14 protein-coding genes are annotated in these 12,831 nt (G+C 51.8%); 3 read left to right on the top strand and 11 right to left on the bottom strand.

Annotated elements, in window-relative coordinates; genetic code table 11:
• From FIM25_RS10355 to uvrA, 3 genes are all read left to right on the top strand, one after another.
• Positions 1-1,374 carry a PFL family protein gene (locus FIM25_RS10355; protein ID WP_139448969.1) on the top strand — a complete coding sequence of 458 codons (1,374 nt, stop codon included), beginning with the start codon at positions 1-3 and terminating at the stop codon, positions 1,372-1,374.
• An 80-nt stretch (positions 1,375-1,454) separates the two neighbouring features.
• On the top strand, positions 1,455-2,459 hold the full coding sequence (pdxA, locus tag FIM25_RS10350; RefSeq protein WP_342774340.1) for a 4-hydroxythreonine-4-phosphate dehydrogenase PdxA: 1,005 nt from the start codon (positions 1,455-1,457) through the stop codon (positions 2,457-2,459).
• 94 nt (positions 2,460-2,553) lie between these two features.
• On the top strand, positions 2,554-5,379 hold the full coding sequence (gene uvrA / locus FIM25_RS10345) for an excinuclease ABC subunit UvrA (RefSeq protein WP_139448965.1): 2,826 nt from the start codon (positions 2,554-2,556) through the stop codon (positions 5,377-5,379).
• Positions 5,380-5,917: 538 nt separating this feature from the next.
• On the opposite strand, the gene atpE is transcribed toward uvrA, so the two are convergent.
• The 11 genes from atpE to FIM25_RS10290 all read right to left on the bottom strand — a co-directional run bounded on the left by atpE (position 5,918) and on the right by FIM25_RS10290 (position 12,704).
• Positions 5,918-6,202 (bottom strand): ATP synthase F0 subunit C, encoded by a 285-nt coding sequence (gene atpE / locus FIM25_RS10340; protein ID WP_139448964.1) that lies wholly within the window; start codon positions 6,200-6,202, stop codon positions 5,918-5,920.
• Positions 6,203-6,354: 152 nt separating this feature from the next.
• A complete protein-coding gene (gene atpB / locus FIM25_RS10335) occupies positions 6,355-7,044 on the bottom strand; it encodes a F0F1 ATP synthase subunit A (protein WP_139448961.1) in 690 nt (229 codons plus the stop codon).
• Between the two features lies 1 nt (position 7,045).
• Complete coding sequence (locus FIM25_RS10330; protein WP_139448959.1) at positions 7,046-7,435, bottom strand: ATP synthase subunit I; 390 nt, start codon at positions 7,433-7,435, stop codon at positions 7,046-7,048.
• Positions 7,435-7,653, bottom strand: a complete 219-nt coding sequence (locus FIM25_RS10325; RefSeq protein WP_139448957.1) for an AtpZ/AtpI family protein — start codon at positions 7,651-7,653, stop codon at positions 7,435-7,437. The genes FIM25_RS10330 and FIM25_RS10325 overlap by 1 nt, the downstream gene beginning before the upstream one ends.
• Before the next feature lie 119 nt (positions 7,654-7,772).
• Positions 7,773-8,825, bottom strand: a complete 1,053-nt coding sequence (gene selD / locus FIM25_RS10320) for a selenide, water dikinase SelD (RefSeq protein WP_139448955.1) — start codon at positions 8,823-8,825, stop codon at positions 7,773-7,775.
• Entirely contained in the window at positions 8,825-9,136 is a 312-nt protein-coding gene (locus FIM25_RS10315; protein ID WP_139448953.1) for a hypothetical protein, read from the bottom strand. The genes selD and FIM25_RS10315 overlap by 1 nt, the downstream gene beginning before the upstream one ends.
• A gap of 453 nt (positions 9,137-9,589) precedes the next feature.
• Positions 9,590-10,336 carry a peptidoglycan editing factor PgeF gene (pgeF, locus tag FIM25_RS10310; RefSeq protein ID WP_139448951.1) on the bottom strand — a complete coding sequence of 249 codons (747 nt, stop codon included), beginning with the start codon at positions 10,334-10,336 and terminating at the stop codon, positions 9,590-9,592.
• Positions 10,333-11,109 carry a carbon-nitrogen family hydrolase gene (locus FIM25_RS10305; protein ID WP_139448949.1) on the bottom strand — a complete coding sequence of 259 codons (777 nt, stop codon included), beginning with the start codon at positions 11,107-11,109 and terminating at the stop codon, positions 10,333-10,335. The genes pgeF and FIM25_RS10305 overlap by 4 nt, the downstream gene beginning before the upstream one ends.
• Positions 11,110-11,163: 54 nt before the next feature.
• Complete coding sequence (locus FIM25_RS10300; protein ID WP_139448947.1) at positions 11,164-11,496, bottom strand: DMT family transporter; 333 nt, start codon at positions 11,494-11,496, stop codon at positions 11,164-11,166.
• Positions 11,497-11,585: 89 nt separating this feature from the next.
• Positions 11,586-12,350 carry a ComFC family protein gene (locus FIM25_RS10295; protein WP_139448945.1) on the bottom strand — a complete coding sequence of 255 codons (765 nt, stop codon included), beginning with the start codon at positions 12,348-12,350 and terminating at the stop codon, positions 11,586-11,588.
• Positions 12,351-12,356: 6 nt separating this feature from the next.
• Positions 12,357-12,704: a cupin domain-containing protein gene (locus FIM25_RS10290; protein WP_139448943.1), complete on the bottom strand. Its 348-nt coding sequence runs from the start codon at positions 12,702-12,704 to the stop codon at positions 12,357-12,359.
• Between the last annotated feature and the right edge of the window lie 127 nt (positions 12,705-12,831).

Here is a 12,831-nt window from a genome sequence, read left to right as displayed (position 1 = left end):
ATGATCCACGACAGGGAAATCCTTACCATACTAGGCATGCTCAACAACGAGCATCTCGATGTCCGCACCGTCACCCTCGGTGTGAACCTTTTTGACTGTGTCAGCGATGACCTTGGCAGACTCTGTGCCAATATTGAAAGAAAAATAGGTAATCTTGCCGCCAATCTTGTACCCCTGTGCAACCGCATCGGAGAGAAATACGGCATACAGGTGGTCAACAAGCGCATCAGCGTCAGCCCCATTGCCAACATTGCAGCCCCCTTCGGTCCCAAAGGCATGGTGGCCGTGGCCCATACCCTGGACCGCATTGCACGGGAAGTAAATGTGGATTTTGTGGGCGGCTTTACGGCCCTTGTGGAAAAGGGCATTGCCAGAGGGGATGATGCCCTGATTGCAGCCCTGCCCCAGGCCCTTGCAGAAACCGAAAGGGTCTGCGCTTCTGTCAATGTGGCCAGCACACGGGAGGGCATCAACATGGATGCCATCCTGCGCATGAGCCATGCCATCAAAGAAGCCGCAGCCCTTACCGCAGATAAGGACGGTCTTGCCTGTGCCAAGCTCTGTGTTTTTGCCAATATACCCCAGGACATTCCCTTTATGGCGGGTGCCTATCTGGGTATAGGCGAGGCGGATGCCGTCATCAATGTTGGCGTATCCGGTCCCGGCGTGGTCAAAAAAGCCATAGACAGGGCTTTGGAAGCAGATCCCAACATGGACCTTGGCGACATTGCCGAATGCATCAAACGCACCGCAGCCAAGGTGACCCGCATCGGAGAACTCATCGGAAGGGAAGTGGCCAGCGAACTGGGCATTCCCTTTGGTGTGGTGGATCTTTCTCTGGCACCCACCCCCACGGCTGGAGACAGTGTGGGAGAAATATTCCAGAGCCTTGGTCTCATCAGTATCGGCTCACCCGGATCCACGGCAGCCCTTGCCATGCTCAATGATGCGGTCAAAAAGGGCGGTGCCTTTGCCAGCTCCCACGTAGGCGGGCTTTCAGGAGCCTTTATTCCTGTAAGCGAAGACCTCAACATTGCCGAAGCCGTCAGCAAAGGATTCCTTACCATAGAAAAACTGGAAGCCATGACCGCAGTATGCTCCGTGGGCCTTGACATGGTGGCCATACCCGGCGACACCAGCGTAGAAACCCTTGCAGGAATCATAGCAGACGAAATGGCCATCGGCATGATCAACGCCAAAACCACAGCCTGTAGGCTTATCCCCGTACCCGGTAAAAAAGCCGGAGATATGGCCCACTTCGGCGGTCTTCTCGGTTTTGCCAACATCATCAATGTACACAATGCCACGGCACAGGGCAGCTTTGTCACCAAGGGCGGACGCATTCCGGCACCCATCCATTCTCTGAAGAACTGAGAAACCGGAGCATCCACCACTGAAAAATCTCCCTGCCCGCTGTGACATACAGCAGGGGCAGGGATTCAGGAGAAATGAATATGAAACCCATTGTTGCCATCACCATGGGAGATCCTGTGGGAATCGGGCCTGAAATCACCGTCAAGGCCCTTTCAGATCCTTCTGTACACAGCATCTGTCGGCCCCTTGTTATCGGTGATGCCAGCATTCTGGAATCTGCCATGGCTGTCACGGGTCATCACCTGCATATACGGGAAATTCAAAATGCCGGAGACGGATATTTTCAGCCGGGCAGCCTGAACCTGCTGCCCCTGAGCAGGCTTTCCGCACCGCCCTCCTGGGGAAGGCCGGATACGGAGACCGGTAAAGCCATGGTCCATTACATTCTCAGGGGAATCGACATGGCCATGGCAGGCGAAGTTGCCGCTCTGGTGACGGGCCCTATCAACAAGTACGCCATGAATCTTTCGGGGTATCCCTACAACGGCCATACCGAGCTTCTGGCGGAACGCACCGGAACAAAGGATTATATAATGATGCTGGCAGGAGACCGCATCCGGGTCAGCCTTGTAACCATCCATACGGCCCTGCGCAATGTTGCGGACCTCATCACCCAGGAGAAAATCCGCACCACCCTTCGGGTCACCCACAAAGCTCTGGTGGAGCGTTTCGGGATTCCGGCACCCACCATTGCCGTGGCAGGACTCAACCCCCATGCGGGAGAGTCCGGTATGTTCGGAGACGAAGAAGAAAACATCCTGCAACCCGCCCTGGAGAAGGCCCGTAGCGAGGGTATTGATGCAAAGGGCCCTTTTCCGCCAGACACCCTTTTTTACCATGCGGATCAGGGGCGTTTTGATGCGGTGGTGGCCATGTACCATGATCAGGGCCTGATACCCTTTAAAATGCGCCACTTTGAAGACGGCGTGAACACCACACTGGGGCTGCCCATCATAAGAACATCCGTGGATCACGGAACCGCCTACGACCTTGCAGGCAGAGGCCTTGCCGATCACAGAAGCCTTCTGGCCGCCATCCGCATGGCTGCGATCCATGCAGAAAATACCATGAAGACCTCCCCTTGATGTTTCTTCTTTGCGTACATATTTTATAAAGATTTTATGAACTCAAGTGCTATGCCTGCAGCAAACCGATTTTCCCAGAAAGACCGTCCTCCCAATGAAAATGGATCACATCCGCATCCGGGGTGCCCGTCAGCACAACCTCAAAAACATAGATGTGGATCTCCCCAGAAATAAGTTTGTCGTAATCACAGGACTTTCCGGATCAGGAAAATCCACTCTGGCCTTTGACACCCTTTATGCCGAAGGCCAGCGCCGCTATGTGGAATCCCTTTCCACCTATGCCAGACAGTTTCTCGGCCGCATGGACAAACCCGATGTGGACACCATAGAAGGACTGTCTCCAGCCATTGCCATCGAACAGAAAACCGCCAGCCATAACCCCAGATCCACAGTGGGTACGGTTACGGAAATCTATGATTACCTGAGACTGCTCTATGCACGGGTGGGAACCCCCCACTGCCCGGAATGTGATGAACCCATTTCCGCCCAGAGCCTTGATCAGATCATGGCAAAAATGGCAGAACTGCCCGATGCCAGCCGTATCCTAATACTGGCCCCACTCGTCACCCAGCAGAAGGGCACCCATGAAAAACTTTTTTCCAGATTGAAAAAAGACGGCTTTGCAAGGGTACGCATCAATGGAGAGATCCATGAACTCGAAGAGCTGCCAGCACTGGCCAAAACCAAAAAACACACCATTGCCGTGGTCATCGACCGGCTCATTATTAAAGAAGGCATTGAAACAAGGCTTGCGGATGCCATTGAACTGGGAATGAAGGAAGGAAACGGTGTGGTATCCGTTTTTCTCATGGATACCCAAGAGGAAATGCTCTTCAGTGAAAAAGCAGCCTGCCTTCACTGTGGCATCAGCTTTTCCGAGCTGACACCGGCAAGCTTTTCCTTCAACTCTCCCCAGGGCGCATGCAGCACCTGCGACGGCCTTGGGAACACCACAGCCTTTGACCCGGAACTGATTGTTCCCGAACCTTCCCTTTCCCTCAGGGAAGGTGCCGTGCTGCCATGGGCCGGAAGAAATTCAGTCTTCTTTGCAGAGTTCCTCGAGTCCCTGACAGGTCACTTTGGAACTGATATCTATACACCCTTTGAAAAACTGCCCGAAGCCTGCCAGAAAGCCATACTCCACGGCACAGGCAAGGTACAGCTTCCCTTTCATTATGATAAAAACGGCAGAAAAACCGCCTACAAGAAAAACGTTGAAGGAATTATCCCCAATCTTCAGCGCCGCTACATGGAAACCGATTCTCCCCAGATGCGGGAGGAAATACAGCAGTACATGACTTTCCAGCCCTGTCCCGCCTGCCATGGCACAAGGCTCAATCCCTTCAGCAGATCCGTAAGGGTATCTGGAAAAAACATTGCCGAATTTACCAGTCTTTCCGTGGATGATGCCCTGATATTTAACCGCAGCATCCATCTTGGTGGCAGCAGAAACCAGATTGCAACACCCATCCTGAAGGAGATTGCCGACAGGCTGGGTTTCCTCACCAATGTGGGCCTTGGATATCTTACCCTGAGCCGGACAGCCACAACCCTTTCCGGCGGAGAAAGTCAGCGTATCCGCCTTGCCACCCAGGTGGGTTCCAAGCTGACAGGGGTTCTTTATGTACTGGATGAACCCAGCATCGGCCTGCACCAGAGAGACAATCAAAGGCTGCTTTCCACCCTCCTCCAAATGCGGGATCTGGGAAACAGTGTCCTTGTGGTGGAACACGATGAAGAAACCATCCGTGCAGCAGACTTTGTGGTGGATATGGGCCCCGGTGCCGGTGTCCATGGAGGGGAAGTGGTCTTTGCCGGAACACCTAAGGCCATGATGAGCTGCGGTCCCTCCCTGACGGGACAGTTTCTCTCAGGTAAACGAAGCATCGCCGTCCCCACCGTACGCAGACAGGCCCGTGGCTTTCTCAAAGTTGTAGGAGCCACAGCAAATAATCTACAGAATATCACCGCAGACTTTCCCTTAGGCTGCTTTACCTGTGTTACCGGTGTATCCGGCTCCGGAAAATCCACCCTTGTACTGGAAACCCTGTACAAGGCCCTGGCCCGGCGCTTTTACCGCTCCAGGGTAGTGGTGGGCAAACATGAGCACATGGAAGGCCTTGATCAGGTGGATAAGGTTATCAATATTGATCAGTCGCCCATAGGACGCACGCCCCGCTCCAACCCCGGAACCTACACCGGCCTTTTCACCCATATACGGGAACTCTTTGCCCAGACCCAGGAAGCCAGAACAAGGGGATATAAGCCCGGACGATTCAGCTTTAATGTCAAGGGCGGACGCTGTGAGGCTTGCACAGGCGACGGCATTATCAAAATTGAAATGCATTTTCTTCCGGATGTGTATGTGGCCTGTGATGTCTGCCAGAGCCAGCGCTACAACAGAGAAACCCTGGAAGTACGCTACAAGGGAAAAACCATTGCAGAAGTGCTGGACATGACAGTGAATCAGGCCCTGCAGTTCTTCGAGAACATCCCCTCCATCCGCAACAAACTGGAAACCCTTGCCGATGTGGGCCTTGGTTATGTCCGCATAGGCCAGTCCGCCACCACCCTTTCCGGTGGTGAAGCCCAGCGCATCAAACTCTCAAGGGAGCTGAGCAAACGGGGAACTGGAAAAACCGTATATATTCTGGATGAGCCCACAACGGGCCTTCACCTGGAAGATGTGGCAAGGCTGCTCTCGGTTCTGGACAGGCTCTTAGAAAGCGGTAATACCATCATAGTAATTGAACACAACCTCGATGTAATCAAATATGCGGATCATATTATTGATATCGGTCCCGAAGGCGGAAGCGGGGGGGGACAGATTCTGGCAGCAGGAACACCCGAAGAGGTTGCCGATGTGGCTGGCTCCCATACGGGGCACTTCCTGAAGCCCCTGCTGGGGATGGTGGACTGACATTCCTCCATGCTTAAATAAATGTGGCTATTCAACACATTTTATTCTGTAATTCAGGCACTGTAATTTCAGCATAATCGTATCACTGAAAGGCACCTTGGCTGTTTGCAAGTGACGTTGCAATCGTTTCGGATCAGAGCTTCGCAGACCTGTGCGAAAGAAGCGGCAAACTGTCTGAGCCGCCGCAAGGCAGCGTGCTTAAGCCTGCCATGGTAATCAAAAAGCCTATCCTGCCTGTGGCGGGGAGTTTTTGCCGCTTCCGCACAGGACAAGAAGTTCCCGAATCCGGCACTCAAGATCCATAGGCATTTTTGCTCCGGTAAAGGGGCTTGTGTTTTTCAGCTTGAGTGCCGGATTGCGTCACGGGCAAACAGCCCGGGTGCCTGTACATCTGCCAGACAGCTACAATCCTTAGCCAGCAAAGATGGCATTAAACATTACATCAGCCGCACCAACAAAAAAGGACCGTCTTCCCTATCCGGAAAAACGGTCCTTTTATGATTTTTCAAACTGCCCTTACGGGCTTAAAGCCTTATGTCTACTTCGCACCCAGCAGAGAAGCAATAACTTCTGCCTGGGGGTGAGCGTAGATCAGAATCAGAGATACAACCAGTGCATAAATACACAGGGATTCGATCATGGCAAGACCGATCAGCATGGTAACGGTTACCTTACCGGAAGATTCGGGATTCCGGGCAACACCTTCAACGGCGGCTTTAAGGCCAATGCCCTGAGCCAGACCACAAAAAGATGCGGCAATGGCAAGACCAAAACCGGCGGCGGTAACACAGGCGATAAAAAACTGAAGTGCACTTGCTTCCATTGTAAATCCTCCTTGACTTCTTTCAATAACCCCAGAAAATAAACGGTAATTAGATAGTATCGAAAAAACAGGCCCCCAAGTATTGCCTGTTAATCGCGTAAATCAGCCATGACCGGAAAAAAAGCCACACTCCGGTCATGGAAAAAAGCCTTTTAATGGGCATGCTCCATGGAACCTGTGAAATACATCACAGACAGCAGGAAGAATACAAAGGCCTGCACCAGTGCCACAAAAATCCCCATGGCCATAATGGGCAGAGGAGCAAAGAAGGCACCCGCAAGAACAAAGAGAATAATCAGTACCAGCTCATGACCCATCATATTACCGAAAAGACGGAAAGAGAGGGAAAGCACACGGGCCAGATGACCGATGATCTCAATGGGAAGAATAATGGGAATCATCCACCATACGGGTCCCGTAAAATGATGGATATAATGAATACCGTGATACTTTATCCCGATAAAATGGGTCATGAAAAAGACCACAAGGGCACAGGATGCCGTAGTATTGAGGCTGGCCGTGGGCGGAAAGAAACCCGGTACCAGTCCCACAAGATTGCTCACGAAAATATAAATAAAAATCGTGCACACTATGGGAAAGAACCAGCGACCTTCTTCACCGGTATTTTCCACCATGAAATCTTCGATACTGGAAATCAGCAGTTCAAAAAAATTCTGCAGTTTTCCGGGAATCATGGTGATGGTGCGGGTAGCCAGAAAGCCGATGCCTATAAGCATGGCCATCACAACCCATGAGTAAACTACATGGGGATAGGCATGGGCAAAATGTCCCAGACCAATCTTTTCAAGAATCCAGCCGAAAATAAGAAAGGGATGCTCCACTTTACGCCGCCTCCTTACTGGAGAGAATTTTCATCAATGCCACGATCGCCGCACAGAACATGGTGACCACAACGACCGAAAGACCCAGAACCAAACCTAAAGGCGAAACAAAACGCCCGAGAATCAAAATGAAAATGATAATACCACTGATAATAAAACGCAGATAATACTTGGCAATAATACTGTGCACCGATGCAAGATGTGGTGGCTTGAAGGACTTTTTCAGGGTTCTGCCCAGCATATAAAAATTGATGGTAACGATAAGCCCCCCGAAAAGGACACCTCTGAAAAAGGCAGGGTTCTCAATCCACAAGGAAGCACTGCAAAACAGAGCCAGAACAACCCAGTTGCCCCTTGAAATAAAATGAACAAGGCGTTCCTGAATTTCCATCAGGTTCTCCCAACTCTGCGGATCATCCAGAAAATATGCCTGAACGCCGCTGCAATACCTAAAGAGAGTCCAGCCAGAACACCAAAGGGCTGAATATCCAGCCACCTGTCCACCAGAACACCGACAAAAACCCCGATGAAAACGGAAAAGGCCACACTCATACCCAGACTGCCGTAGGTTGCCAGCTCCCGCATCATTTTAACCGAGTCTTTCTGCATACTGCTCCCTGCCAGTGTTAATTCCACGGAAAACCCAAAGGGCCCCTGCTACGGAATCAGTCTCAAATAACACAAGGGTCGGGAAAAGGTCAAACTTAAATTCCCCTTTACCCAATTTTTCACCGGAATGACACCTCTCCGCATACCCCATCCTGTCCCACGGTACCGATAATGGCAACATCCAGACCCGCCTCCTTTAGGGCGTGGAGGCAGGATTCTGCCAGTCCAGCATCCACAGCAGCCAAAAGCCCTCCTGAAGTCTGAGGATCCACAGCAAGATCCCGCAGGAAACGGGGAACACTTTCTGCAAAGACAAGCTGACTGCCGCAGAATTCAAGGTTGCGGTAAGCCCCGCCGGGGATCAGACCCATGGCTGCATGCTCTGCCACTCCGGGAAGAAGGGGGATTTTTTCTGCTATGATTTCAAAAACACAGCTGCTGGCCCTTGCCATTTCCAGTGCATGGCCAGCCAGCCCGAAACCTGTGACATCTGTCATGGCGTGGACGGAAAAGCGGCAGAATATTTCCGCAGCCCTGCCATTCAGACAGGCCATGGACCTTATCATAAGAGAAGCGGCCTCCTGGGAAGCCAGTTTTCCCTTGATGGCCGTTGTCAGAACACCGGTACCTATGGGCTTGGTGAGAATCAATACATCGCCGGGTCTTGCACCGCCATTGGTCACCATATGATCAGGATGCACCATACCTGTCACGGAAAGTCCGTACTTGAACTCCGGATCCTCAACACTGTGCCCGCCAAGGAGTACGGCACCAGCCTCCTCAATTTTTTCAAGCCCCCCTGCCAGAACATCTTCCAGCACCTTTTCCGGCAGATCCTGTGCCGGAAAACAGACAATATTCATGGCCGTAAGGGGTTTCCCTCCCATGGCATAGACATCGCTTAAGGCATTGGCCGCAGCAATGCGGCCAAAATCTTTTGGATCATCCACCATGGGTGTCAGAAAATCCAGAGTCTGCACCAGGGCCATTTCATCCGAAACCCTGTAAACACCGGCATCCTCACTATGTTGCATCCCGGCCAGAACCTCCGGCGGACAATGGGGACTCAGGCTTTTCATCACACGCTCCAGAACCCCTGGAGCCAGCTTGGCAGCTCAGCCAGCAGCCTTTACCTTTTCCGTAAGTTTCGGTCTGCAGATTTCATTATTCATTATTTTTTTCCTTTTTCAGCATAGCCGTGCCGCTTTGCATATCCGGGAAAAATCCGCACGGCATCCTTCAGTGGAATAAAACCCATGAAAGCCCTTGCCCGCATCATCCGGATACGTCCGGGAAGGCCGGTGATTTTTTTAAGACCCTTGACCCGGAAGAGGGAATGATCCGCTGAAAAGTTCTGGTTATTCACCCCGAAATGGGCAGTCCCGAATGCCAGATGCAGAATCTGACGCCAGTTTTTTCCAAGATAATGAAGGCTGAAGAAAAGATCTTCCAACCTTTTCCTGTAACTTTTTATGGTCTTCATAGCTTTTCCATGGAAATGAAATAATTATTGTAATTGTTCAGCACAGTTTATTCAAAATATCCACCGATGTAATTTCAGCAGCTTCGTACTTTTGCAAGGTACCCTGGCTATTTGCAAGTGACATTGCAATCGTTTCGGATCAGAGCTTTGCAGGCCTGTGCGAAAGAAGCGGCAAACTGTCTGAGCCGCCACAAAGGCAGCGTGCTTAAGCCTGCTATGGTAATCAAAAAGCGTATCCTGCCTGTGGCGGGGAGTTTTTGCCGCTTCCGCACAGGGCAAGAAGCTCTAAGAATAAGATTGCGTCACGGGCAAATAGCCTGGGGGCCTGTGCATCTGCCTGACAGCTATGGTACTTAGAAATCTGTGCTAAACAAAAAAACCTTATATTTATAGCAGCCTGATTCCGGAATAAGATAGCCGGGCTGTTTGTAACGGATAGCTATCTTTATTTCACTACAAAAGCCCGATCACAGCCCCAAGGCGTCCCGTATTTTTTTCCCTGCGATAGGAAAACCAGCGCATGTCGCAGCGGGTACAGGCATTCAGGCTGGAAATATGATCCGGCTTCAATCCCGCATCATTCAACTGTTTTTCAGTGATGGCCCAAAAATCAAAAAGATCCCCCCCACTGCGAAAGGATGCAAAGGCTGAAGGCAGTTCCTTCTTCCAGTTTACAAACTCCGCACAGCAGGGCCCGAGGGATGGACCGATACCCGCACGGATATCTTCCGGCCTGCAAGCATAACGGTTCACCATGGTTTCCACTGTGGCCGCAGCGATGTTCTGCACACTTCCCCGCCATCCGGCATGGGCTGCAGCTACCACCTTTTTAACAGGATCTGCAAAAAGAATGGCCTGACAGTCTGCGGTGAGGATCATGAGGAGCTTACCCGGAATATCTGTACACAGGGCATCGGCTTCCGGTGCGTGGGAGTCGGCAAGACCGTCCCTTCGCCCATCCCCTGCCCCAACACATATCACCCGGTTCCCATGCACCTGCCGCAGGGTGACAAGATCCATATCGCCACCAAAGAAAGCCAGCACCCTCCGGCGGTTCTCTGATACAACTTCTTCTCCGTCCTCACCATGGGCAAGGTTGAGGCTGTCTGCGGGCGGCAGACTGACACCACCGCTGCGGTCAAAAAAACCATGCACCACTCCGGGTATATGAAGACAATCAATGGTGTATGGCCTGATCATGGGGTATATACCTCCGGCCTGCGTTCCTTCAGGCAGGGTATGGCCTTCCTGTAATCATCCATGAGGGAAAAATCCAGCTCTGCCGTGGCAAGGCCCGGCCCTTCTCCCATATCCACAAGAACCTGATCCGTGGGAGACACAATGAGGGAGCAACCCGGATAGCTTAGCTCCCCATCCTCTCCGCAGCGATTGGCGGCCACCACAAAAAGCTGATTTTCTATGGCTCTGGCCCGGGCCAGGGTTTGCCAGTGGGTTCTGCGGGCAGCGGGCCACTGGGCAGGAACGGCCAGAATACGGGCCCCTTTATCCATGAGAGTTCTGGCAAGCTCCGGAAAACGCAGATCATAGCAGATCATAACTCCCACAGGGCCTGCCATGGTTTCAAAAACATCGGCAGAACTTCCGGCTGCAAAGCCTTTTCCCTCGCCTCCAGCCGTAAAAAGATGGGTTTTTCTGTAAATACCCGCCAGCCGACCATCGGCGTCCATGACATGGGCAACATTATAAATGTTTCCCCTCTCAAACACGGGCAGACTGCCCACAATGACAAGGCTGCGGCGACGGGCCATGTCCGAAAGGTCCTTAAGAATTTCTTCACTTACAAGGGCGTGGGCTTTGAGGTTCTTATAATCAAAACCACAGGACCACATCTCCGGCAGCACCACAAGCCCGGAAGGACATTGCTCCAGAGCCTCCATGACAATGGACCTGTTTTCACTTATATTTCCCCTTATCACATCAAACTGAAAAACACTGGCAGTTATATTTCCCATTGGATAGCCCCTTTAATATTCAACCAGACCGGATCTGTGGATGCAGCAAGCCTGTCAAACGTGGGAAACGGTCTTAGAAAACACATTGAGCACCACCACACCTGCCACAATAAGGCTTAAACCAAAAATGGCAGCCCAGTCCAGCTTCTGGCCCATAAAAATCCATGCAAGAATAGCAATCAGAGCCACCCCGGCTCCGGCCCATACAGCATAGGCAATTCCCACAGGAATACTTCGCAGGGTCAGGGACAGACAGTAAAAAGCAATGGTATAACTAAGCAGCACAACAATGGAGGGATAAAGATTGGTAAAACCATCGCTTGCCTTCAGCGCCAGAGTGCCACAAACTTCAGCAAAAATAGCTACGGACAGAAAAACCCACGGCATAAACAATTCCTTATTTTATCAAAAAGAGACCATCAGACAATATCGATCCTGGTCAATGATCTTTAAAAAATTCCGCCTGCACTGACTTCTCACGGTCGGTGACCTGCGGTGAGCACAGCCACAGAACTGGCTCCGGCCTTCAGCAGTTCACGGGTGCAGGCATTGACCGTGGCACCGGTAGTGAACACATCGTCCACAAGTACTACATTCTCACCCTGCATGGAAGCCCTTACACCAAAAGCTCCTCTGACATTCGCCCGCCTTCCGGCCCTGCCAAGCCCGGTCTGTGAAACATCATGGCGCAAACGCACAAGACTTTTCGTATCCAGCACAGGCCCTGCTCCGGGCTTCCAGTCCATGGCATCCATAAAGGCCTTTGCCAGAAGTATGGCCTGATTGAAACCCCGCTTACGAAGACCTTTATCCGTCATGGGGACTGACAGGACACGATGGGGGATCACTCTAAAGTACTGGTCAAAGGTCATGGCCATCATGCGGCCCAGGGGAGCTGCCAGTTCGGTCCGGCCGTGGTACTTGAAGCGATGGATGATGTCCATGAGATTGCCCTCAAAATGACAGGCTGCCCTGGCCATTTTAAAGGCTGGTGGATGGGCAAGGCAATGACCGCAGACATGTTCTCCTTCACCTGTTTCAAAGGGAAGTCCGCAGATCCTGCAGAATGGCGGAACAAGGGGAGGAAGATCCTGTGCACAGAGAGAACAGAAAAATGGGGCAAGACAGGACTTCTCTGCCCCGGCATCAGGCCAGTCCAGAGGTGCCCTGCAAAGCCTGCAGGCATGGGGCAAAAGGCCCCGGCCCAGAAGCCGGAGCCATGGGAATACAGCATCTTTCATGGGATACTACTCCGGCTTCACCACAACCAGCAACATTTTAAAAGGTTCTCCCGCATCCAGCGCATGGGGAATGCCTGCGGGCATAACAACACTTTCCCCGGCCTTGAGGGTGAGCACCTTTTCATCAATGGTAATCACGGCATGATCCCCGTCCAGAATATAGACGAAGGCATCACCTGTGGAGGCATGGGCACTGATGCCTTCTCCTTTGGCAAAAGCGAACAGCGTCATGCCGACACCCTTTTTCTGGGCAAGGGTCCGGCTGACCACACGCCCTTCCTCATAGTCCACCAGAGAAGCAAGGGGAATAGCTTCAGAAAAAGCGATATTTTTGATCAGGGTTTCTTTTTCCATGGTAAACCTCCTTATACTGTTGAAAGTTACAACTTACAAAATAACTGCAGAGAAATTTCCTTCTGCCTGATGACACCATATAATCTGTCCGCATGCCATGTCTTTGATACAGATCAATATATAAGAC

Origin of the sequence: Desulfobotulus mexicanus, assembly GCF_006175995.1 — a bacterium.
In the GTDB taxonomy this organism is placed as follows: domain Bacteria; phylum Desulfobacterota; class Desulfobacteria; order Desulfobacterales; family ASO4-4; genus Desulfobotulus; species Desulfobotulus mexicanus.
This window is presented reverse-complemented; position numbering and strand designations above follow the sequence as displayed.

Bases quoted from the DNA above. Each gene is read 5' to 3' on its own strand.
- FIM25_RS10325 (WP_139448957.1), bottom strand. From the start codon at position 7,653: ATGCAGAAAGACTCGGTTAAAATGATGCGGGAGCTGGCAACCTACGGC.
- uvrA (WP_139448965.1), top strand. From the start codon at position 2,554: ATGAAAATGGATCACATCCGCATCCGGGGTGCCCGTCAGCACAACCTC.
- pdxA (WP_342774340.1), top strand. From the start codon at position 1,455: ATGAAACCCATTGTTGCCATCACCATGGGAGATCCTGTGGGAATCGGG.
- FIM25_RS10295 (WP_139448945.1), bottom strand. From the start codon at position 12,350: ATGAAAGATGCTGTATTCCCATGGCTCCGGCTTCTGGGCCGGGGCCTT.
- FIM25_RS10330 (WP_139448959.1), bottom strand. From the start codon at position 7,435: ATGGAAATTCAGGAACGCCTTGTTCATTTTATTTCAAGGGGCAACTGG.
- FIM25_RS10290 (WP_139448943.1), bottom strand. From the start codon at position 12,704: ATGGAAAAAGAAACCCTGATCAAAAATATCGCTTTTTCTGAAGCTATT.
- FIM25_RS10315 (WP_139448953.1), bottom strand. From the start codon at position 9,136: ATGAAGACCATAAAAAGTTACAGGAAAAGGTTGGAAGATCTTTTCTTC.
- FIM25_RS10300 (WP_139448947.1), bottom strand. From the start codon at position 11,496: ATGCCGTGGGTTTTTCTGTCCGTAGCTATTTTTGCTGAAGTTTGTGGC.
- atpE (WP_139448964.1), bottom strand. From the start codon at position 6,202: ATGGAAGCAAGTGCACTTCAGTTTTTTATCGCCTGTGTTACCGCCGCC.
- FIM25_RS10355 (WP_139448969.1), top strand. From the start codon at position 1: ATGATCCACGACAGGGAAATCCTTACCATACTAGGCATGCTCAACAAC.
- FIM25_RS10305 (WP_139448949.1), bottom strand. From the start codon at position 11,109: ATGGGAAATATAACTGCCAGTGTTTTTCAGTTTGATGTGATAAGGGGA.
- pgeF (WP_139448951.1), bottom strand. From the start codon at position 10,336: ATGATCAGGCCATACACCATTGATTGTCTTCATATACCCGGAGTGGTG.